This is a genomic window from Pseudomonas sp. GM25 (genome assembly GCF_000282255.1).
Taxonomy (GTDB): domain Bacteria; phylum Pseudomonadota; class Gammaproteobacteria; order Pseudomonadales; family Pseudomonadaceae; genus Aquipseudomonas; species Aquipseudomonas aphyarum.
Map to the genome: position 1 here is coordinate 45,466 of NZ_AKJQ01000037.1, position 22,293 is coordinate 67,758.

Annotated in this window: 20 protein-coding genes; 15 read left to right on the top strand and 5 right to left on the bottom strand. The window is 62.2% G+C overall.

The window, feature by feature from the left end:
• The 4 genes from PMI24_RS13320 to PMI24_RS13335 all read right to left on the bottom strand — a co-directional run bounded on the left by PMI24_RS13320 (position 1) and on the right by PMI24_RS13335 (position 4,894).
• Positions 1-1,038, bottom strand: a complete 1,038-nt coding sequence (locus tag PMI24_RS13320) for an ABC transporter ATP-binding protein (protein WP_007954665.1) — start codon at positions 1,036-1,038, stop codon at positions 1-3.
• A gap of 120 nt (positions 1,039-1,158) precedes the next feature.
• Positions 1,159-2,310 (bottom strand): putative ABC transporter substrate-binding protein YdcS, encoded by a 1,152-nt coding sequence (gene ydcS, locus PMI24_RS13325; RefSeq protein WP_007954666.1) that lies wholly within the window; start codon positions 2,308-2,310, stop codon positions 1,159-1,161.
• Between the two features lie 82 nt (positions 2,311-2,392).
• On the bottom strand, positions 2,393-3,880 hold the full coding sequence (locus PMI24_RS13330) for a gamma-aminobutyraldehyde dehydrogenase (RefSeq protein WP_045121745.1): 1,488 nt from the start codon (positions 3,878-3,880) through the stop codon (positions 2,393-2,395).
• Between the two features lie 99 nt (positions 3,881-3,979).
• The gene (locus tag PMI24_RS13335; protein WP_007954670.1) at positions 3,980-4,894 is read right to left on the bottom strand and encodes a LysR family transcriptional regulator; all 915 of its coding nucleotides are present in this window, start codon (positions 4,892-4,894) and stop codon (positions 3,980-3,982) included.
• A gap of 176 nt (positions 4,895-5,070) precedes the next feature.
• On the opposite strand from PMI24_RS13335, the gene PMI24_RS13340 reads away from it, so the two are divergent.
• The 15 genes from PMI24_RS13340 (at position 5,071) to PMI24_RS13415 (ending at position 21,420) form a co-directional block, all read left to right on the top strand.
• A complete protein-coding gene (locus PMI24_RS13340) occupies positions 5,071-5,793 on the top strand; it encodes a tellurite resistance TerB family protein (protein ID WP_007954672.1) in 723 nt (240 codons plus the stop codon).
• Between the two features lie 259 nt (positions 5,794-6,052).
• On the top strand, positions 6,053-7,675 hold the full coding sequence (locus PMI24_RS13345; RefSeq protein ID WP_007954673.1) for a methyl-accepting chemotaxis protein: 1,623 nt from the start codon (positions 6,053-6,055) through the stop codon (positions 7,673-7,675).
• Complete coding sequence (locus PMI24_RS13350; RefSeq protein ID WP_007954675.1) at positions 7,675-8,211, top strand: chemotaxis protein CheW; 537 nt, start codon at positions 7,675-7,677, stop codon at positions 8,209-8,211. Before PMI24_RS13345 ends, PMI24_RS13350 begins: the two co-directional genes overlap by 1 nt.
• Positions 8,208-9,485 carry a CheR family methyltransferase gene (locus PMI24_RS13355; protein WP_007954677.1) on the top strand — a complete coding sequence of 426 codons (1,278 nt, stop codon included), beginning with the start codon at positions 8,208-8,210 and terminating at the stop codon, positions 9,483-9,485. The genes PMI24_RS13350 and PMI24_RS13355 overlap by 4 nt, the downstream gene beginning before the upstream one ends.
• Complete coding sequence (locus PMI24_RS13360; protein ID WP_007954679.1) at positions 9,482-10,165, top strand: chemotaxis protein CheW; 684 nt, start codon at positions 9,482-9,484, stop codon at positions 10,163-10,165. Before PMI24_RS13355 ends, PMI24_RS13360 begins: the two co-directional genes overlap by 4 nt.
• A complete protein-coding gene (locus tag PMI24_RS13365; protein WP_007954681.1) occupies positions 10,162-12,456 on the top strand; it encodes a hybrid sensor histidine kinase/response regulator in 2,295 nt (764 codons plus the stop codon). Before PMI24_RS13360 ends, PMI24_RS13365 begins: the two co-directional genes overlap by 4 nt.
• Complete coding sequence (locus PMI24_RS13370) at positions 12,453-13,463, top strand: chemotaxis response regulator protein-glutamate methylesterase (RefSeq protein ID WP_007954689.1); 1,011 nt, start codon at positions 12,453-12,455, stop codon at positions 13,461-13,463. The genes PMI24_RS13365 and PMI24_RS13370 overlap by 4 nt, the downstream gene beginning before the upstream one ends.
• A 48-nt stretch (positions 13,464-13,511) precedes the next feature.
• Positions 13,512-14,513 (top strand): response regulator, encoded by a 1,002-nt coding sequence (locus PMI24_RS13375; protein ID WP_007954690.1) that lies wholly within the window; start codon positions 13,512-13,514, stop codon positions 14,511-14,513.
• A 106-nt stretch (positions 14,514-14,619) separates the two neighbouring features.
• Positions 14,620-15,715 (top strand): peptide chain release factor 2 gene (prfB, locus tag PMI24_RS13385; RefSeq protein WP_102621447.1). Its coding sequence is split into 2 segments (ribosomal slippage): positions 14,620-14,691 and positions 14,693-15,715, totalling 1,095 coding nucleotides; the frame shifts between segments, so codons are not numbered across the junction.
• A gap of 69 nt (positions 15,716-15,784) precedes the next feature.
• Complete coding sequence (gene lysS / locus PMI24_RS13390) at positions 15,785-17,287, top strand: lysine--tRNA ligase (RefSeq protein WP_007954693.1); 1,503 nt, start codon at positions 15,785-15,787, stop codon at positions 17,285-17,287.
• Between the two features lie 118 nt (positions 17,288-17,405).
• Complete coding sequence (locus PMI24_RS13395) at positions 17,406-18,110, top strand: TetR/AcrR family transcriptional regulator (RefSeq protein ID WP_045121751.1); 705 nt, start codon at positions 17,406-17,408, stop codon at positions 18,108-18,110.
• A gap of 145 nt (positions 18,111-18,255) precedes the next feature.
• Positions 18,256-18,810, top strand: a complete 555-nt coding sequence (locus tag PMI24_RS13400) for a hypothetical protein (protein WP_007954700.1) — start codon at positions 18,256-18,258, stop codon at positions 18,808-18,810.
• A 33-nt stretch (positions 18,811-18,843) separates the two neighbouring features.
• Positions 18,844-20,121 (top strand): flavohemoglobin expression-modulating QEGLA motif protein, encoded by a 1,278-nt coding sequence (locus PMI24_RS13405; RefSeq protein ID WP_007954701.1) that lies wholly within the window; start codon positions 18,844-18,846, stop codon positions 20,119-20,121.
• A gap of 58 nt (positions 20,122-20,179) precedes the next feature.
• A complete protein-coding gene (locus PMI24_RS13410; protein WP_007954702.1) occupies positions 20,180-21,094 on the top strand; it encodes an alpha/beta hydrolase in 915 nt (304 codons plus the stop codon).
• Positions 21,091-21,420, top strand: coding sequence for a hypothetical protein (locus tag PMI24_RS13415; RefSeq protein ID WP_007954703.1), 330 nt, complete (start codon positions 21,091-21,093; stop codon positions 21,418-21,420). Before PMI24_RS13410 ends, PMI24_RS13415 begins: the two co-directional genes overlap by 4 nt.
• Positions 21,421-21,487: 67 nt before the next feature.
• Here PMI24_RS13415 and PMI24_RS13420 read toward each other — a convergent pair whose 3' ends face one another.
• The gene (locus tag PMI24_RS13420) at positions 21,488-22,282 is read right to left on the bottom strand and encodes an OmpA family protein (protein ID WP_007954705.1); all 795 of its coding nucleotides are present in this window, start codon (positions 22,280-22,282) and stop codon (positions 21,488-21,490) included.
• Between the last annotated feature and the right edge of the window lie 11 nt (positions 22,283-22,293).

A 22,293-nucleotide genomic window follows, 5' to 3' on the forward strand; every position in this document is an offset into this window, starting at 1 on the left:
TCACACCCCGCTCGCAACGGTGTCGTGCAGCGGAATCATCGCTTCCCGCGCCCAGCGTGCGCTGATTCGCTGGCCGGTCTGGTGCTGCGCGCTGCTGTCGATCCACTGATTATTGGCCTGGCTGATGCTCAGGGTCTGGCCGTTTTCCAGGGTCAGTTCATAGCGCGTGGCGCTGCCCTGATACTGGATGTCGTGGAGCAGGCCGCTGACTTCGATTTCATGGCTGGCCAGCGGGCCTTCGGCGAAACGCACGTGTTCCGGGCGGATCGAAAACGGCTGCGGATGACCACTGAGCTGGCGCGCCAGATCACCGCGAATCACGTTCGATGTGCCGACGAATTCGGCGACGAACGTCGTGGTGGGTTTCATGTACAGATTGCGGGGGGTGTCGACCTGTTCGATACGACCCTTGTTGAACACGGCCACGCGGTCGGACATCGACAGCGCTTCAGTCTGATCGTGGGTGACGAAGATGAAGGTGATGCCGAGCTGGCGTTGCAGCTTTTTCAGTTCGCTCTGCATCTGTTCCCGCAGCTTCAGGTCGAGGGCGCCCAGCGGCTCGTCGAGCAACAGCACTCGCGGACGATTGACCAGGGCGCGGGCGAGGGCGACACGTTGGCGCTGACCGCCGGACAACTGCACCGGTTTACGGGCGCCGTAGCCGCCGAGGGCGACCATGTCCAACGCTTCTTCGGCGCGTTTGTGGCGCTCGTTTTTGCTCACACCTTTGACTTTCAAACCGTAGGCGACGTTGTCCAGCACGTTCATGTGCGGGAACAGCGCGTAATCCTGAAACACCGTGTTTACATCGCGTTGATAGGGCGGCAGGCCGGCGGCTTCGGCACCGTGAATGCGGATCGAGCCAGCGCTCGGTTGCTCGAACCCGGCGATCAGGCGCAGGCACGTGGTCTTGCCCGAACCGGAGGGGCCGAGCATGGAAAAGAACTCGCCGTCCTGGATATCGATGGAAACCCGGTCAACGGCCTTCACCTCGCCGAACTGCCGGGAAACGTTGGTGAACTGGACTGCAAGCGTCATGATGCGGTGCTCCGAAAAGGCGAAGGCCGTCGCAGCGGCCCTGCCTGGACTTCTGAAAAACAGTATTCGAATTGATCGTTCCCACGCAGAGCGTGGGAACGATCGGGCTAGAGCGGCGTGTCAGCGACCGCCCATAATCGCAATGTAGTCCTGCGTCCACCGGCTATACGGCACAAACTTCCCACCCTCAGCCTGCGGTGTTTTCCAGAAAGCGATCTTGTCGAACTGATCAAACCCGTTGGTCTTGCAACCCTCGGCGCCGAGCAGCTCACTGCCCTGGCAAGCCGCCGGAACCGCCGGCAACGAACCGAACCACGCCGCCACATCACCCTGGACTTTCGGCTGCAGCGACCAGTCCATCCACTTGTACGCGCAGTTCGGGTGCTTGGCTTCGGCGTGCAGCATGGTGGTGTCGGCCCAACCGGTGGCGCCTTCTTTCGGCACGGTTGAAGCGATGGGCTGTTTCTCGTTGATCAGGCCGTTGACCTGATACGGCCAGGCGCTGGACGCGACCACGCCTTCGTTCTTGAAGTCGCTCATCTGCACGGTGGTGTCGTGCCAGTAGCGGTGGATCAGTTTCTGCTGCACTCGCAACAGTTCCAGCACAGCCTTGTACTGATCTTCGGTGAGCTGGTACGGGTCCTTGATCCCCAGCTCAGGCTTGGTGGATTTCAGATAGAGCGCCGCGTCGGCGATGTAGATCGGGCCGTCGTAGGCCTGCACGCGACCCTTGTTCGGCTTGCCGTCAGGCAGGTTCTGCGCGTCGAACACCACGTTCCAGCTGGTCGGCGCGGTCTTGAACACGTTGGTGTTGTACATCAGCACGTTCGGGCCCCACTGGTACGGGGTGCCGTAGGTCTGGTTGTTGACCACGTACCACGGCGCGTCTTTCAGGCGCGGGTCGAGGGATTTCCAGTTCGGGATCAACGCGGTGTTGATCGGTTGCACACGCTTGCCGACGATCAACCGCAGCGAGGCATCGCCCGACGCCGTCACCAGGTCGTAACCGCCCTTGGCCATCAGGCTGACCATTTCGTCAGAGGTGGCGGCGGTTTTCACATTGACCTTGCAGCCGGTTACCTTCTCGAAACCGGTCACCCAGTCGTAGGCCTTGTCGCTTTCACCGCGTTCGATGTAGCCGGGCCAGGCGACTATATCCAGCTGGCCTTCGCCGGCGCCGACGGCTTTCAGCGGCTCGGCGGCCTGCAGGCTGGCGCTGGCCAGCAGGGCCGTGGTGATTGCACTGAGCAGTGCGGTCTTGTGCACGAACATGGTGAACCCTCTTCTTTAAATTATGGTCGGGGCAGTTGTGAACGCGGTGAAGCATACCGTGGTCGGCTTGTTATTAGCGTAGTCAGAGATGCTGGCCGTGGCGGGCCATGATGTGCCGCACCACGCTGTAGTCCTGTAGCGAATCGCTGGATAAGTCTTTGCCGTAACCCGATCGTTTCAGCCCGCCGTGGGGCATTTCGCTTACCAGCATGAAATGGCTGTTGATCCAGGTGCAGCCGTACTGCAGGCGTGCGGCGACCTGCATCGCCTTGTCCAGGTTCTGGGTCCAGACCGACGAGGCGAGGCCGTATTCCGAGTCATTGGCCCAGTCCACCGCTTGCGCCAGTTCGTCGAAGCGGGTCACGGTCACCACCGGGCCGAAGACTTCGCGCTGGACGATTTCATCGCTCTGTTTGCACCCGGCCAGCAGGGTTGGCTGATAGAAGAACCCTGCGCCGGAATGGACCGCTGCGCCGGTCACCCGCTCGATGTGCGGCTGACCGAGGGCGCGCTCGACGAAGCTGGCCACGCGGTCGCGCTGACGGGTGCTGATCAGCGGGCCGATTTCGTTGTCGGCATCGCGTTTGCCAGCGAAGCGCAAACTGCTGACCGCTGCGCCGAGTTCAGCCACCAATTTGTCGTGAATCCCGGCCTGGGCGTAAATCCGGCAAGCCGCCGTGCAATCCTGCCCGGCGTTGTAATAGCCATAAGTGCGCACGCCTTCGACCACGGCTTTGAGATCCGCATCGTTGCACACGATCACCGGGGCCTTGCCGCCGAGTTCGAGGTGGGTGCGCTTTAGGGTTTTGGCAGCGGCCTGGAGGATTTTCTGGCCGGTGACGATATCGCCGGTCAGCGACACCATCCGTACTTTCGGATGCCCGACCAAGTGACTGCCAACGCCTTCACCGCCGCCACAGACGATGTTGATCACCCCGCGCGGCAGGATCTCGGCCAGCGCTGGCGCCAGCGCCAGAATCGACAACGGTGTGTGCTCGGACGGCTTGAAAACCAGCGTATTGCCGGCGGCGAGGGCCGGAGCGATCTTCCACGCGGCCATCATGATCGGGTAGTTCCACGGCGCAATCGAGGCGACGACGCCAATTGGATCGCGGCGCACCATGCTGGTGTAGCCCGGCACGTATTCGCCGCTGAGCTGACCGGTCTGGCAGCGCACGGCGCCGGCGAAGAAGCGGAATACATCGACGGTGGCGGTCAAATCGTCCTGCCGCGCCAGATGCAGCGGCTTGCCGCAGTTCAGGGCTTCGAGGCGGGCGAGGTGATCGGCGTGTTTCTCGACGGCGTTGGCGATTTCCAGCAGGTAATTCGAGCGTTGTTGCGGGGTGGTGCGTGACCACTCGGCAAAGGCGCGGTGGGCGGCGAGGATGGCGGCTTCGACTTGCTCGGTGCTGGCTTCGGCGATCTGGGTCAGGACTTCGCCGGTGGCCGGGTTGAGGATCGGTTCGACAAAACCCTGGCCGGCGACCAGTTCGCCGTCGATCAGCAACGCGGTGTGCATGTGGGTCTGCGCGCCAGCCATTTTCCGGGATCTCTTTTCTTGTATGGCCATGTTGCTCCCTGTTCCGGGAGCCGACCGTCTTATAGATGCAGCAAGACTAGTGCGCGGCTCCGGGGTCGACAAATTCTAAATACTGAAGGTGGCATTCGATTAAATAGATGGCTTGCGTCCGCCGTGAGGCTGCTCGCGGGCCACGGTCAGGAAAGGATCGACCAGCGCGGGGCGGGCGGTGCCGCGACGCCAGGCCAGACCGACGTCGAGGGTCTGGTTGAGGTCGGCAATTGGCCGCGCCTCGATGATGTCGCCTTCCAGCGACCACGGGCGGTAGGTCATGTCCGGTTGGATCGACACGCCGAGACCCGCCGCGACCAGACTTCGTACGGCCTCGGTCGAGGCAGTTCTGAGGGTGATCTTCGGTTGCAGTCCGGCCCCGCGCCACAGGCGCTGGGCGTTGCGATCCATTTCGTCGACGTTCAGCTGAATCAACGGCTCACGGGCCACATCGGCGAGGTTGATGCTGTCGTGTTCCAGCAGCGGATGCTGGGCCGGCAGCCACAAACGGTGCGGCGAGTGGGTCAGCACTTCGGTCTGCAACGCGTGGCGGTCTTCGAGGTTGGAGAGGATCAGCACCCCGACATCGATCTCGCCGCTGACCAGCAGATGCTCGATGTACGGCCGCTCGTCCTCCATCACCCGGATCTCGACATTGGGGTAGGCGCGCTGGAAACGGGTCAGCAAATCCGCCAGGTAATAACCGGCCACCAGGCTGGTCACGCCGACGATCAACTGCCCGGCAACCTGATCGGTGCTTTGTTGCAGGCTGCGTTTGGCGTTGTCCACGGTCGCCAGAATCAGGTGCGCCTGGCGCAGGAACTGGTGGCCCTGATGGGTAAGGGTCATGCCCTTGGCGTGGCGATTGAACAGGCTGACGCCGATTTCTTCCTCCAGTTGCTGGATGGCCAGGGTCAGAGTCGATTGGGAAATGAACGCGGTTTGCGCGGCGGCAGAGATCGAGCCGGTCTCGGCCACGGCGATGAAATGGCGGATCTGACGCAAGGTCATCATGGAAGGAATACCCGGTGGGCGGTTTTTATAGATTGCCTCGAGTGTATATCTATTTTCGCGAAGGGCTGCGGTGGGCCAGGCAACATCTGGAAGCACACTCGCACCCAAGTGACGGGCACTTTCGAACTAGGCTGAGGGCCTTATTGATCCGGATAACCCCAGTTTGGAGACGGAACATGAACACCCGTGGATTGCTCGATCAACTCCTCAAGTCCGGCCAGGATCTGCTGCAGAACAAGGCGGGCGGGGCGCAGAACAAACCGGCTGCCGGTGGTCTGGGCGGCTTGCTGGGCGGATCTTCCAGTAATGGCGCACTCGGCGGTTTGCTGTCAGGCGCAGGCGGCGGTGCTCTGGCAGCCGGCGCCATGGGCTTGTTGCTGGGCAGTAAAAAGGCCCGCAAGGTTGGCGGTAAAGTCGCCATCTACGGCGGCCTCGCCGCACTGGGCGTGATCGCTTACAAAGCCTATGGCAACTGGAACGCCCAAAAAGGCACCGCCCCGCAAAGCGAACCGCAAACCCTCGATCGCCTGCCACCGGCGCAAGTCGAACAACACAGCCAGGCCATCCTCAAAGCCCTGGTCGCCGCCGCCAAGGCCGACGGCCACATTGACGACCGCGAACGCCAACTGATCGAAGGCGAATTCACCAGACTCGACAACGATCAGGAGCTCAAACACTGGCTCCACGCCGAACTCAACAAACCCCTCGACCCCACCGACGTCGCCCGCGCAGCGAGCACGCCGGAGATGGCCGCCGAAATGTACGTGGCGAGTGTGATGATGGTGGATGAGGAGAACTTCATGGAGAAGAGCTATCTGGATGAACTGGCGCGGCAACTGAAGCTGGAGCCAGGGTTGAAGGTGGAGTTGGAGAAGCAGGTCCGTGTAGCTACCCAATAGAATCGCTGTCAGCGATATAAGAACCCGCGATCCTGCACAGGATGGCGGGTTCTTTCGTTGCGGCAGCTGAAATGGCCGATCCATCGCCCCTTTTTGCCAATGCGCCACTGGCACGCTGACCGCTGATTGCCGGAAAGTCCCAGTCCAGAGCCCATCGCGTTTCATGACCGAAAGGCCTGAGCGCGGCAAACCGTCTTATAAATGAAACACCGCCCTCAGCTATACTCCCCCGCATTTCCACCCGCCCCGAGGACTGACTGTGAAGAACTGGACGTTGCGCCAACGCATTTTGGCGAGCTTTGCGGTGATTATCGCCATCATGCTGCTGATGGTGGTCGTCTCGTATTCGCGGCTGCTGAAGATCGAAGCCAGTGAAAACAGCGTCCGTGACGACGCGATTCCCGGCGTCTATTACAGCTCGATGATTCGTGGGGCGTGGGTCGACAGTTATCTGCAGACCCAGGAGTTGCTCGGCCTCAAGCAGGGCGAGGGCATCAGCACTGAAGATGCGGCGGACTACAAGGCGTTCGAAACCCGCTTGCAGGAGCAGATGGCCAACTACCGCAGCACTATGGCGACGGATGAAGACCGTAACGAATTCGCTGCTTTCGAGAAGTATCACGAGGCTTACATGCAGATCCAGAACTCGGTTCTGGACTTGCACAAACGCAATCTGGAAGCCGATGCGGTCAAGCTGTTCAATGAGAAACTGACGCCGACCTGGTACAGCGGCCGGATGAAACTCAACGACATCATTGGCGAGAACAAGAAAGTCGCCGATCAGGCCATGGTCAACATTGACGAAGCGGTATCGGCGGCCAAGGTCAGCATGTTCATCTCGTTGCTGATCGCCGTGCTGGCGGCCGGCCTCTGCGGTCTGCTGCTGATGCGCGCGATCATGGCGCCGATGAACCGCATCGTGCAGATCCTCGAAATCATGCGCACCGGCGACCTCAGCAGCCGCTTGAACCTCGACCGCAAGGACGAGTTCGGCGCCGTGGAAACCGGCTTCAACGACATGATGGCCGAGCTCACTTCGCTGGTGTCCCAGGCCCAGCGCTCGTCGGTGCAGGTCACCACGTCGGTGACCGAGATCGCCGCTACGTCCAAGCAACAACAGGCGACCGCCACCGAAACCGCCGCCACCACGACTGAAATCGGCGCGACGTCCCGCGAGATCGCGGCGACCTCCCGTGACCTCGTGCGCACCATGACCGAAGTCTCCACCGCCGCCGATCAGGCCTCGGTGCTGGCGGGTTCCGGGCAGCAAGGCCTGGCGCGCATGGAAGACACCATGCATTCGGTGATGGGCGCGGCGGATCTGGTGAACGCCAAACTGGCGATCCTCAACGAGAAGGCCGGCAACATCAATCAGGTGGTCGTGACCATCGTCAAGGTCGCCGACCAGACCAACCTGTTGTCCCTGAACGCCGCGATCGAAGCGGAGAAGGCTGGCGAGTACGGTCGCGGTTTCGCCGTGGTCGCCACTGAAGTGCGGCGTCTGGCGGATCAGACCGCTGTCGCCACCTATGACATCGAACAGATGGTCCGCGAGATCCAGTCGGCAGTGTCCGCCGGGGTGATGGGCATGGACAAGTTCTCCGAGGAAGTGCGTCGCGGCATGGCCGAAGTGCAGCAGGTCGGCGAGCAGCTGTCGCAGATCATCCATCAGGTGCAGGCGCTGGCGCCGCGGGTGTTGATGGTCAACGAAGGCATGCAGGCCCAGGCCACCGGCGCCGAACAGATCAACCACGCGCTGGTGCAGTTGGGTGATGCCAGCAGCCAGACGGTCGAGTCGTTGCGTCAGGCCAGTTTCGCCATCGACGAACTGAGCCAGGTGGCCGTGGGCCTGCGCAGCGGCGTTTCGCGATTCAAAGTCTGATGAGCGAAATCACCGCCAAACGCAGCGCTGCACCGGTGGCGAAGCAGGCGTTGTTCCTGCTGTTTCGCATCGGCAGCGAACGCTACGCCTTGCGTGCCACGGAAGTGGCCGAAGTGCTGCCGCGCCTGCCGTTGAAACCAATTGCCCGGGCGCCGCACTGGGTGGCGGGGGTGTTCGCCTATCGCGGCACGGTGGTGCCGGTGATCGACCTCAGTGCCCTGACGTTCGGCCATCCTGCCGAAGCGCGCACCAGCACACGGCTGGTGCTGGTGCATTACCGCGCGGATGACTCGCAAACCTCGCAATGGCTGGGCCTGATCCTCGAACAGGCCACCGATACCCTGCGCTGCAACCCGGATGATTTCCAGCCGTACGGCCTCGACAATCGTCAGGCGCCGTACCTCGGCCCGGTGCGTGAAGACGCCCAAGGGCTGGTGCAGTGGGTGCGGGTCAACGACTTGCTGGACGAGTCGGTGCGCACGCTGTTGTTCCCGACACCGCCGCTGGATCCGGCGCGGCTTGAGGAGCAGCCATGAGCAGCGACCAGCGCTTCTTCGATTTCCTCAAAGAACGCATCGGCCTCGACGTCGCCTCCGTCGGGCCGGCGATCATCGAGCGGGCCGTGCGCCAGCGCATCACCCTGTCGCAAACCGTGAATGCCGATGAGTACTGGCAGACGCTGCAAGGCTCGCGGGATGAACAGCAGGCGCTGATCGAAGCGGTGATCGTCCCCGAGACCTGGTTTTTCCGTTACCCGGAATCCTTCGCCACCCTCGGCAAACTGGCGCGCAAACGTCTGGGCGAACTGAACAACATGCGTGCGCTGCGCATCCTCAGCCTGCCGTGTTCCACCGGGGAAGAACCCTATTCGATTGCCATGGCCTTGCTCGATGCGGGCCTCAAGCCCCATCAATTCAAAGTCGATGGCATGGACGTCAGCCCCTTGTCAGTGGACAAGGCGCGGCGCGCGCTATACGGCAAGAACTCGTTTCGCGGCCAGGAACTGGACTTTCGTGAGCGGCATTTTTTCGCCGAGAACGAAGGCTATCGGGTGAATGAAATCGTCCGCGAGCAGGTGCGCCTGCATGTCGGCAACGTGCTTGATCCTTCATTGCTGGTCAACGAGCCGCCGTTCGATTTCGTGTTCTGCCGCAACCTGCTGATCTATTTCGATCAGCCGACCCAGCAGCAGGTATTCGCCGTGCTCAAGCGCCTGACCCATGTCGATGGCGTGCTGTTTATCGGCCCGGCCGAGGGCAGTCTGCTCGGGCGGTTGGGCATGCGTTCGATCGGGATTCCGCAGTCCTTCGCCTTCAGCCGTCACAGCGAACCGCAGCCCGAACCGTTGCCGATGCCGACCGCGATTCCGGTGCCGTTGCCTGTGCGCCAACCGGTGCGCAGCACGCCACCGCCGCCGGTGCGCAACCGCCCGTTTGCTGGCGTGACGCCGTTGCCCGCGACGGCTAAAAGCACCAACCCTGACGCCGCGACGTTGCTGGCCAACATCGCCGCCCTGGCCAACGAAGGCAAAAGTGCCGAGGCCCGGGCCGCGTGCGAACAGTATTTGCGCAGCCATGAACCGGTGGCTCAGGTGTTTTACTGGCTCGGCCTGCTGAGCGATGTCGCCGGCAGCGCCCTCGAAGCCCAGGGCTTTTACCGCAAGGCGCTGTACCTCGAACCGCAACACCCCGAAGCCCTGATGCACCTGGCCGCGCTGCTGCAGGCCCAGGGCGACACGGCCGGCGCCAGACGATTGCAGGAGCGCGCCGCCCGCAGCGACCGTACTGCCGACAGTGAGCGTAAACGATGATCCCGTCCGACACCTTGAACGTCACCCACGAAGACGCCCGGGCCATCGACGATTGCTGGAATCGCATCGGCATCCACGGCGACAAGTCCTGTCCGCTGCTGGACGAGCACATCCATTGCCGCAATTGCTCGGTGTATTCCGCCGCGGCCACGCGTTTGCTCGACCGCTATGCGTTGCAGCAGGACGAGCGCGATCCGGTGGCGACTCAGGTCGAAACCGAGCTGAAGACCCGTTCGCTGCTGATGTTCCGCCTTGGCGAAGAATGGCTCGGCCTGGCCACGCGCAGTCTGGTGGAGGTCGCGCCGTTGCAGGCGATTCACTCGCTGCCGCACCAGCGCTCCCGAGCCTTGCTCGGCGTGGCGAACGTGCGCGGTGCGCTGGTGGCGTGCCTGTCGCTGGTCGAACTGCTCGACCTCGACAGCAACGCAGCCCCGGCGACCGGCGCGCGGATCATGCCGCGCATGCTGATCATCTCGGCCCAGGGCGGGCCAGTGGTGGTGCCGGTGGACGAAGTCGACGGGATTCACGCCATCGATGAGCGAATCCTCGATGCCGCGTCGCGGTCCGGCGCACAGGCCAGCGCCAAATACACCCGAGGCGTGCTGCCTTTCAAAGGTCGCAGCCTGCGTTGGCTGGATGAAGAACAGCTGTTGTCCGCCGTGTCCCGGAGCCTCACATGACCCCCGAGCAAATGCGCGACGCCTCCTTGCTCGAGCTGTTCAGCCTCGAAGCCGAAGCCCAGACCCAGGTGCTCAGCGCCGGGCTGCTGGCGCTGGAGCGCAACCCGACCCAGGCCGATCAGCTCGAATCGTGCATGCGTGCGGCGCACTCGCTGAAAGGCGCGGCGCGGATCGTCGGCATCGACAGCGGCGTCAGCGTCGCCCACGTAATGGAAGATTGTCTGGTCAGCGCCCAGGAAGGGCGGTTGTTCCTGCGCCCGGAACATATCGATGCGCTGTTGCAGGGCACCGACTTGCTGATGCGCATCGCCACCCCGGCCAATGGCCCGCAGCCTGCGGACATCGAGGCTTACGTGGCGTTGATGGGCGGTTTGCTCGATCCGACGGCACCGGCCGTGGTGCCCGCCGCTCCGAGTGCTCCAGTGATGGCGGAGTTGCAGCTTCAGCCACCGCCGGTGGTTGAGCCCGCGCCCGTTGAAATCCCGGTTGAGGTTGCCGAGCCGGAACCCGCGCCGCGCAAGAGCAAGCGCACCACCGAAGGTGGCGAGCGGGTGCTGCGGGTCACCGCCGAACGCCTGAATAGCCTGCTCGATCTGTCGAGCAAATCCCTGGTGGAAACCCAGCGCCTCAAGCCGCACCTGGCCACCATGCAGCGTCTCAAGCGCATGCAGAACAACGGTCTGCGGGCGCTGGAAAGTCTCAACGTTCATCTCAAGGAACACGCCCTGAGCCTTGAGGCCCAGGAAGCGCTGGAAGACGCGCGCCGTTTGCTTGCCGAATCCCAGCAACTGCTGGCCGAGAAAAACGCCGAACTCGACGAATTTGCCTGGCAAGCGAGTCAGCGCGCACAAGTGCTCTACGACACCGCGCTGGCCTGCCGCATGCGGCCGTTCGCCGATGTGCTGTCCGGGCAAGTGCGGATGGTGCGGGACCTCGGTCGCAGTCTTGGCAAGCAGGTGCGGCTGGAGATCGAGGGTGAGAAGACTCAGGTCGACCGCGATGTGCTGGAAAAACTCGAAGCACCGCTGACGCACCTGCTGCGCAACGCGGTCGATCACGGCATCGAAACCCCGGAAGAACGCTTGCTCAAAGGCAAGTCCGAAGAGGGCCTGATCCGTCTGCGCGCCTCGCATCAGGCCGGTCTGCTGGTGCTGGAATTGAGCGACGACGGCAACGGCGTGGATCTGGAAAAGGTCCGCCGCAGCATCGTCGAACGTCAGTTGTCGCCAGCGGAAACCGCCGCCCAGTTAAGCGAAGAAGAACTGCTGACCTTCCTGTTCCTGCCGGGGTTCAGCCTGCGCGACAAAGTCACCGAAGTGTCCGGTCGCGGGGTCGGCCTCGATGCGGTTCAGCACATGGTCCGCCAGTTGCGCGGCGCGGTGGTGCTGGAGCAGACGGCGGGCGAGGGCAGTCGCTTCCATCTGGAAGTGCCGCTGACCCTGTCGGTGGTGCGCAGCCTGGTGGTGGAAGTCGGCGACGAGGCTTACGCCTTCCCGCTGGCGCACATCGAGCGCATGTGCGACCTGGCGCCGGAGGACATCGTGCAGGTCGAAGGGCGCCAGCATTTCTGGCACGAAGGCCGGCACGTCGGGCTGGTTGCGGCCAGTCAGTTGTTGCAGCGTCCGGCCAGTCAGAACAGCGGCGATACCCTGAAAGTCGTGGTGATCCGCGAGCGCGATGCAATCTACGGCGTGGCGGTCGAGCGCTTCATCGGCGAGCGCACGCTGGTGGTGCTGCCGCTGGACGAGCGGCTGGGCAAGGTGCAGGACATTTCCGCCGGGGCCTTGCTCGACGATGGCTCGGTGGTGCTGATCGTCGACGTCGAAGACATGCTGCGGTCGGTGGACAAACTGCTCAACACCGGGCGTCTGGAACGCATCGCGCGTCACGGCCATCAGGCCGCAGAAGCGGCGCGCAAACGGATTCTGGTGGTCGACGATTCGCTGACCGTGCGCGAACTGCAACGCAAGCTGCTGCTCAATCGCGGCTACGACGTGGCCGTTGCGGTGGACGGCATGGACGGCTGGAACGCCCTGCGCTCCGAGGATTTCGATCTGCTGATCACCGACATCGATATGCCGCGCATGGACGGCATCGAACTGGTCTCGCTGCTGCGCCGCGACAACCGTCTGCAATCGCTGCCGGTGATGGTGGTGTCGTACAAGGATCGCGAGGAAGACCGGCGCCGTGGACTGGACGCCGGCGCCGACTATTATCTAGCCAAGGCCAGTTTTCATGACGACGCCCTGCTCGACGCGGTGGTTGAGCTCATCGGAGGAGCGCGGGCATGAAGATCGCAATCGTCAATGACATGCCTCTGGCGGTGGAGGCCCTGCGCCGTGCGCTGGCCTTCGAGCCGGCGCATCAGGTGGTGTGGGTCGCCAGCAACGGCGCCGAAGCAGTGCGCCTGTGCGCGGAAAACACTCCGGACCTGATCCTGATGGACCTGATCATGCCGGTGATGGACGGCGTCGAGGCCACCCGCCGGATCATGGCCGAAAGCCCGTGCGCGATCGTCATCGTCACAGTGGACCGCCAGCAGAACGTGCACCGGGTGTTCGAAGCCATGGGCCACGGCGCGCTGGACGTGGTCGACACCCCGGCCATCGGCGGTGGCAATCCTCAGGAAGCGGCGGCACCGCTGCTGCGCAAGATCCTCAACATCGGCTGGTTGATCGGCGAGAAAACCGCCCGCTCGCGCCCCGCACCTGCGACACCACGCAGTACTGCCTCGCGCCAGCGACTGGTGGCGATAGGCTCTTCGGCCGGTGGCCCGGCGGCGCTGGAAGTCTTGCTCAAAGGCCTGCCGCGCCACTTTTCGGCGGCCATCGTGCTGGTGCAGCATGTCGACCAGGTGTTTGCCGCCGGCATGGCCGAATGGCTGGCCAGCGCCAGCGGCCTCGACGTGCGTCTGGCCCGCGAAGGCGAACCGCCGCAGGCCGGCGCGGTGCTGCTGGCCGGCACCAACCACCATATTCGTTTGCTCAAGAACGGCACGCTGGCTTACACCGCCGAGCCGGTCAACGAGATCTACCGCCCCTCGATCGACGTGTTTTTCGAAAGCGTCGCCAACTACTGGAACGGTGACGCAGTAGGGGTTTTATTGACAGGGATGGGACGCGATGGGGCTCAAGGGCTTAAGCTCATGCGCCAACAGGGTTACCTGACCATCGCGCAGGATCAGCAGAGCAGTGCGGTGTACGGCATGCCCAAGGCTGCCGCAGCCATCGACGCGGCCGTAGAAATCCGTCCACTGGAAAAGATAGCGCCACGATTGCTGGAGATTTTCCCCAAATGAACACATCCATCCGCAATCCTGGCCCCCGCAGCACTCAGGTGACCGCCCATGAATGACTTACAGATCGATGACATCAAAACCGACGAGAACGCCGCCATGGTGTTGTTGGTGGACGATCAGGCGATGATCGGCGAAGCCGTGCGCCGTGGGCTGTCGAATGAAGAGAACATCGACTTCCACTTCTGCTCCGACCCGCATCAGGCCGTGGCCCACGCGGTGCGGATCAAGCCGACCGTGATCCTGCAGGATCTGGTGATGCCCGGCCTCGACGGCCTGAGCCTGGTGCGCGAGTACCGTAATCACCCGGCGACCAAGGACATTCCGATCATCGTCCTGTCGACCAAGGAAGACCCGCTGATCAAGAGCGCGGCGTTCTCGGCCGGGGCCAACGATTACCTGGTGAAACTGCCGGACAACATCGAACTGGTGGCGCGCATCCGTTATCACTCGCGCTCCTACATGACGTTGCTGCAACGGGACGCGGCGTACCGCGCGTTGCGGGTCAGCCAGCAGCAATTGCTCGATACCAACCTCGTCCTGCAACGCCTGATGAACTCCGACGGCCTGACCGGATTGTCCAACCGCCGGCACTTCGACGAATACCTGGAGCTGGAATGGCGCCGCTCGCTGCGCGACCAGAGCCAGTTGTCGCTGCTGATGATCGACGTTGATTACTTCAAGTCCTACAACGACACCTTCGGCCACGTCGAAGGCGACGAAGCCTTGCGCAAGGTCGCCACGGCGATCCGTGAGGCCAGTGCCCGGCCGTCCGATCTGCCGGCGCGTTATGGCGGCGAAGAATTTGCGCTGGTGCTGCCCAACACCTCGCCGGGCGGGGCGCGACTGGTGGCGGAAAAGCTGCGCCAGACAGTCGCGGCGCTGAAGATTCCGCACAATGCCCCGGCCGAAGGGGCGAGCCTGACCATCAGCATCGGCCTGGCAACCATGGTGCCGGAGTCGGGCAGCGACTGCCGGTTGCTGATCTCGGCGGCGGACCGTGGCCTGTACCTGGCCAAGAACAACGGGCGCAATCAGGTGGGGATCGAATGAACCATTGGGTTCATTCGCCTCAAGAGCCGCCAGACGGGCTGCCGTGACAGCTTGATTACGTTATACTCGCCGGCTTTCAAAAGTTCGCCAACGAGTGCTGCCCGTCATGGAAATCAACCCGATCCTGAACACCATCAAGGACCTGTCCGAGCGCTCCGAAACTATTCGGGGGTATCTTTGACTACGATCAAAAGCATGAGCGTCTGATCGAAGTCAATCGCGAGCTTGAAGATCCTGCAGTCTGGAACAAACCTGAATATGCCCAGGAACTGGGCCGCGAGCGCGCTGCGCTGGCGCAGATCGTCGACACCCTCGACGAACTGAACGGTGGCCTGGCCGATTGCCGCGAGCTGCTGGACATGGCCGTTGAAGAGAACGACGAGGGCGCGGTCAACGACGTCGTCGAAGTCCTTCAAGGTCTCGAAGAGTCCCTGTCCAAGCTCGAATTCCGCCGTATGTTCAGCCACGAGATGGACCCGAACAACGCCTACCTGGACATCCAGGCCGGTTCCGGCGGCACCGAAGCCCAGGACTGGGCCAACATCCTGCTGCGCATGTACCTGCGCTGGGCCGACAAACGCGGTTTCGACGCGACCATCATGGAACTGTCGGCCGGTGAAGTCGCCGGGATCAAGGGTGCGACCGTGCACATCAAGGGCGAATACGCCTTTGGCTGGCTGCGTACCGAGATCGGCGTGCACCGTCTGGTGCGCAAGAGCCCGTTCGACTCCGGCAACCGTCGCCACACTTCGTTCTCCGCGGTTTTCGTCTCGCCAGAGATCGACGACAAGGTGGAAATCGAAATCAACCCGGCAGACTTGCGGATCGACACCTATCGTTCCTCCGGTGCCGGTGGTCAGCACGTAAACACCACCGACTCGGCCGTACGTATCACCCACGTACCGACCAACACCGTGGTGAGCTGCCAGAACGAACGTTCCCAGCACGCCAACAAGGACACCGCCATGAAAATGCTGCGGGCCAAGTTGTACGAGCAGGAAATGCAGAAGCGCAATGCGGCGTCCCAGGCGCTGGAAGACACCAAGTCGGATATCGGCTGGGGTCACCAGATCCGTTCGTACGTGCTCGATGCGTCGCGGATCAAGGATCTGCGCACCAACATCGAACGCAGTGACTGCGACAAGGTGCTCGACGGCGACATCGACGAATACCTGGAAGCCAGCCTGAAATCGGGCCTGTAAGCTTTCACCCGACCTCAAGTCCCCCGTCATCGGCGGGGGCAACGAACCTGTGATGGAATATTTAAAGACATGAGCGACCAACAACTCGACCCGCAAGCCCTGCAACAGGAAGAAAACTCCCTGATCGCCCTGCGCAAGGAAAAGCTTGCTGCCGAGCGCGCCAAGGGCAATGCCTTCCCGAACGACTTCCGCCGCGAAAACTACTGCGAAGCACTGCAGAAACAGTACGCGGACAAGACCAAGGAAGAGCTGGCAGAGGCTGCGATCCCGGTCAAGGTTGCAGGTCGCATCATGCTCAACCGTGGCTCGTTCATGGTGATCCAGGACATGACCGGTCGCATCCAGGTCTACGTCAACCGCAAGACCCTGTCCGAAGAAACCCTGGCCGCGGTGAAAACCTGGGACATGGGCGACATCATCGCCGCCGAAGGCACCCTGGCCCGTTCCGGCAAGGGCGACCTGTACGTCGAGATGACCAGCGTGCGCCTGCTGACCAAATCCCTGCGCCCGCTGCCGGACAAGCACCACGGCCTGACCGACACCGAACAGCGCTACCGTCAGCGCTACGTTGACCTGATCGTCAACGAAGACGTGCGCCAGACCTTCCGCGTCCGTTCGCAAGTGATCGCGCACATCCGCAGCTTCCTGATGAAGCGCGACTTCCTCGAAGTCGAAACGCCGATGCTGCAGACCATTCCTGGCGGCGCCGCGGCCAAGCCGTTCGAAACCCACCACAACGCGCTGGACATGGAAATGTTCCTGCGTATCGCGCCGGAGCTGTACCTCAAGCGTCTGGTGGTTGGTGGCTTCGAAAAAGTGTTCGAGATCAACCGCAACTTCCGTAACGAAGGCGTTTCGACTCGTCACAACCCTGAATTCACCATGTTGGAGTTCTACCAGGCTTACGCCGACTACGAAGACAACATGGACCTGACCGAAGAGCTGTTCCGCGAACTGGCGCAGCTGGTTCTGGGCAGCACCGACGTGCCGTACGGCGACAAGGTGTTCCACTTCGGCGAGCCGTTCGTGCGCCTGTCGGTGTTCGACTCGATCCTCAAGTACAACCCTGAGCTGACCGCCGATGACCTGAACGACATCGACAAGGCGCGCGCCATCGCCAAGAAGGCCGGCGCCAAGGTGCTGGGCTTCGAAGGTCTGGGCAAGCTGCAGGTGATGATTTTCGAAGAACTGGTCGAGCACAAGCTGGAACAGCCGCACTTCATTACCCAGTACCCGTTCGAAGTGTCGCCGCTGGCCCGTCGCAACGACGACAACCCGAACGTCACCGACCGCTTCGAGCTGTTCATCGGCGGCCGTGAAATCGCCAACGCCTACTCCGAGCTGAACGACGCGGAAGACCAGGCCGAGCGCTTCATGGCCCAGGTGGCCGACAAGGACGCCGGCGACGACGAAGCCATGCACTACGACGCCGACTTCGTTCGTGCGCTGGAGTACGGCATGCCGCCAACGGCCGGTGAAGGTATCGGCATCGATCGTCTGGTGATGCTGCTGACCAACTCCCCGTCGATCCGCGACGTGATCCTGTTCCCGCACATGCGGCCACAAGCGTAAGTGTTTCAATAAAAAAGCCGCCTGAAATGGGCGGCTTTTTATTGCCTGTCTGGTACAAACGTATCAAATGGTTAATTTTGAAGAAAACAACAGAGGTATGCCTGTCGTGATCGGTGCAATGGCTCAAGAGGGTGCAGCGGGAATCGCCACTGCGGTCGCTGAAAGTGTTCAGTACCAGGGCCGCAAGGCCAGCCGGCAGGGCAGTGAACAGCGTCGACAGGACATTCTCGATGCGGCGATGCGCATTGTCGTGCGCGACGGCGTACGCGCCGTGCGTCACCGTGCGGTGGCGGCCGAGGCCGGTGTGCCGCTGTCGGCCACCACGTATTACTTCAAGGACATCGATGACCTGCTCACCGATACCTTCGCCCAGTACGTCGAACGCAGTGCGGCCTACATGGCCAAGCTGTGGATCAACAACGAAGGCCTGCTGCGCGAGATGGTGGTCAGCGGCGACGGCAGCCCGGAGTCGCGTTCGCAACTGGCCGACGATATCGCCCGGTTGATGGCCGACTACGTGCACCGGCAACTGGTCAACCGTCGCGAGCATTTGATGGCTGAACAGGCGTTCCGTCAGGAAGCACTGCTCAACCCGCGTCTGGCGGTATTAGTGCGCTCCCATCAGCAGATTCTGTTGCAAGGCACCTGCCAGTTGTTCCAGGTATTGGGCTCGCGCGAGCCGCAGCAGGATGCCAAGGTGTTGACGGCGATTATCGGACGGATGGAATATCAGGGCCTGCTCAACGACGCCGAGCCTTTGGCCGAAGAGGACATGCTCGGCATTCTGACGCGCTATATGCACCTGGTACTCGCGTCGGTGTAATTCTCGACCCTGATCGTTCCCACGCTCTGCGTGGGAATGCCGCCATGGACGCTCCGCGTCCAATGTGACGCAGAGCGTCACTGTATGCATTCCCACGCGGAGCGTAGGAACGATCAGAAGAAACGGGTGTTCTAGGGAGTGTCGAATGAAAGCCTGGCGTGGCGTGCTGATCGCCTTGTCGTTCCTGCTGCTCAGCGGTTGTCTGGTGACCTTTCGCGAACCGCTGCCTGCCAGTGAACCGGCGCCCAAGGGCCTGCTCGGCAAATGGTCGAGCACCAATGCCTGGGGCGAGCCGATGAATCTGGAGCTGACGCGTCTGGGCAACGACCGCTATCAGGCGGTTGCGTACTTCAAAGCCAAACCCCGCGAGCGTGAAGCCTATCCGTTCACAGTGTCGCGCCACGGCAACCGCTGGTACCTGTCGGCGAAGGTGCCGGCGCGATACGGCGGGCACTTCACCATTGCCGGTTTCGAGATCACCGACAAGCGCGAACTGGTGATCTACAACCTCGACCTCGAACAGATCAACCAGGCCATCGCCCAGAAGACCCTCGACGGCCAGGGCTTCCAGACCGATGACGGCGACGGCGTGCAGGTCGACAGCCCGCTTGAAAAGGTCTTTGCTTACCTCGACGACCCGGCCAATTCCGACGTTTTCGTCGAAGCGGCGCGCTATCAGCATCAGGCCAAAGCCAAATAATTCAGTTCGTCACGTTTTCTACAGGAGTTTCGGGTGGACGATTACCAGCAGACGATACGCATTCTGTCCGATCGCATAGTGCTGGCGCAGACGCCGATCCGCGTGCTCGACGCGGTCAAGTGGGACGAGAACATCCGCAAGGGGTTCCTCAAGGCCAAGGGCAAGGAATTGCCGGCGGTGGATCGCGACTACTACCTCAACCGGCCGCTGTCCTTTGATTCGAGCAAGGTGAAGCTGGAATTCCAGAACATCGAACGGGACATCACCCGTCAGCTCGGCCAGTTCAACCCGGTTGGCCAGATCATGCGCCGCATGTGCAAGGAATACCGGATGGTGGTACGCATGCTCGAAGCGCGCGGCACCGAAGATTTCGGTCTGATTTCCCAAGAGCTGTACGGCGCCGCGTCCGATGCGTTCCACGCCGGTGACCCGACCCTGGCCGACCTTGGCCTGATGATGTCGGATTACCTGAACAACATCGACGGCCGTGGCGACCTGAAGGACGAACCGAAGATCCTCACCGCCAAGGACGCCGTGCATCTACTGCAAACCCGCCTGAACAAGGTGTTCGGCGAGGCCGAGGAAACCATCCGCGTGTTCGAGTCCGACGGTATCGTCGCCGACGCGGCGGCGGGCGCCGACTACATCAAGATCCGCACCGACGCGATGTTCAACGACCGCGACGTGCGCGCGCTGGAAGTCCACGAAGGCCTGGTGCACGTCGGCACCACGCTCAACGGTTTGAACCAGCCGATCTGCACCTTCCTGTCCAAAGGCCCGCCCTCGTCGACGGTGACTCAGGAAGGCCTGGCGATCCTGATGGAAATCATCACCTTCGCCTCCTACCCAAGCCGCCTGCGCAAACTGACCAACCGCACCCGCGCCATTCACATGGTCGAGGAGGGCGCGGACTTCCTGCAGGTGTTCGAGTTCTTCCGCGAGCAGGGCTTCGAAATGGCGGAAAGCTACGGCAACGCCAGTCGGGTTTTCCGTGGATCGACGCCGACCGGTCTGCCATTCACCAAAGACTTGTCCTACCTCAAGGGCTTCATCATGGTTTACAACTACATTCAGTTGGCCGTGCGCAAGGGCAAGCTTGAGCAGATCCCGTTGCTGTTCTGCGGCAAGACCACGCTTGAGGACATGCGAACCCTGCGTCAGCTGGTGGACGAAGGCCTGGTGGTGCCGCCCAAGTACCTGCCGGACCAGTTCCGCGACATGAACGCGTTGTCGGCGTGGATGTGCTTCTCCAACTTCCTCAATCACTTGAGCCTGGACCGGATCGAGGCGGATTACTCCAACATCCTGTAACTCCATTGATGGTTCCCACGCTGCGCGTGGGAATTCGAACTTCGCGAGGTTTCACCGGATGAGAATCCTCGGCATCCTTTGCCTGCTCCTGACCCTCGGCGGTTGCAGCTCCTTGCTGTTCTATCCCGAACCAGGGCAGATCTTCACCCCGGAAAAGGCCAAACTCGAATACCGCACCGTCACCCTGACCACCGCCGACGGCCTCAAACTGAACGCCTGGTGGCTGCCGGCCAAGCCCGGGGTCGAGGTCAAGGGCACGGTGTTGCACCTGCACGGCAACGGCGGCAATTTGCCGATGCACTTGGGCGGGAGCTGGTGGTTGCCGAAAAACGGCTATCAGGTGCTGCTGGTGGACTATCGCGGTTACGGTTTGTCCGAGGGCGAACCGAGCCTGCCGGCGATCTATCAGGACATCGATGCCGCCTTCGCCTGGCTCGACAAGGCGCCGGAAGTCAAAGGCAAACCGCTGGTGCTGCTGGGTCAGAGCCTGGGCGGGGCGATGGCGGTGCATTGGCTGGTGCAACATCCGCAAAGGCAAAAACAGCTCAAGGCGCTGGTACTCGACGGCGTGCCCGCCAGTTACCGCAGCGTCGGCCAATACGCCCTCAGCACCTCGTGGCTGACCTGGCCGTTTCAAGTACCGCTGTCGTGGCTGGTGCCGGACGGCGACAGTGCGATCAACGCCATGCCGCAGCTCAACGGCGTGCCGAAACTGATCTTCCACAGCCTCGACGATCCGCTGGTGCCCCTTTCCAACGGCATCCGTCTGTATCAAGCTGCGCCGCCACCGCGCGTGCTGCAACTGACCCGTGGCGGACACGTGCAGACCTTCGGCGACCCGGTCTGGCGTCAGGTGATGCTGCGCTACCTCGACGATCCCGAACACTTCAACGGCCTGCGCCGCCTCGGCGAGATCCCGAATTATCCAACACCCCCGAATTCTGAAGACGAACCACCAGAGAGTCCGCAATGAGTGAAGAACGTAACGCCATCCCGCTGATCATCACCGGCATCTGCAGCATCCTCGGCACCGTCGGCGCCCTGTGGTACTACGGCTACCTGCACTTCGCCAAACCCGAGGATGCGTTGCTGCTCAACGAATTCACCATGCTCAAGACCATTCCCGGCGAAGACTACAAAGTCTCCCTGACCCCGGCGCCGCAAGTGGCGCAGTGCATCGATGGCGTGCTGGTGCTGTTCGACACCGAACAGAAAGGCCTGACCGGGGTGCTGGTCAATGCACAGAAAAAAGCTGTGCGCTGCATGGGCGAAGAGACGCCGCAGAAGCTCGAAGAGTAAATCTGCGTCAGACAAAAAAGCCCCGCCTGATCACTCAGGCGGGGCTTTTCATTTACAGCTCAGCACATCAGTGCGCGGTCGAGCTCACGGCCGAACGCGGTACCACTGGCTGGTTGTCGTTGGAAATGGTCACTTCCACCCGACGGTTCATGGCACGGCCCGAGACGGAGGTGTTATCCGCTACCGGGTATTCCTTGCCGTAACCCTGGGCAACGATGCGCGACGGATCGACACCCATCTTGATCAGTGCAACCTGCACCGAAGTCGCGCGACGCTCGGACAGCGACTGGTTGTAGTTCGCTGCGCCAGTGCTGTCGGTGTAGCCCTCGACGATCACTTTGCGATCAGGGTTTTCCTGGAGGAATTGCGCCAGTTTGTTGATGTTCACCAGACCGCTGGATTTCAGGTCGGCCTTGTTGGTGGCGAACAGCACGTCACCGAAGGTGACCAGCGTACCGCGATCGGTCTGCTTGGCGTTGAGGCTGTCCTGCAGCTGCTTGATCTGCTGATCGCGAGCGTCCAGACGGGCCTGGGCACGTTGGGCGGCGGCGTTCTTCAGGTTGTTTTCAGCGGTGCGCAGGGCAATGGTCTGCTTGGCCACTTCCACGCGCTGGTTGGTCAGATAAGCCAGTTGGTCGACCTTGTGCTGGTCTTCCTTGTCCAGATAAGCCTTGTCGGCCTTGTCCAGGTAATCGCTGGCATCCTTGGTTTCCAGCGCCGCGACTTTGCTCGCCTGCGGGTTGGCTTGCAGGCCGGCGTAGTTGGTGCGCGCCTGTTCCAGGTTCGGGTTCGGCGGCGTCGAGCAGGCAGCCAGGGCAACGCTTGCGGCCAGGAGAGCGGGGATCATCAGTTGTTTACGCATAATCGTTCGTC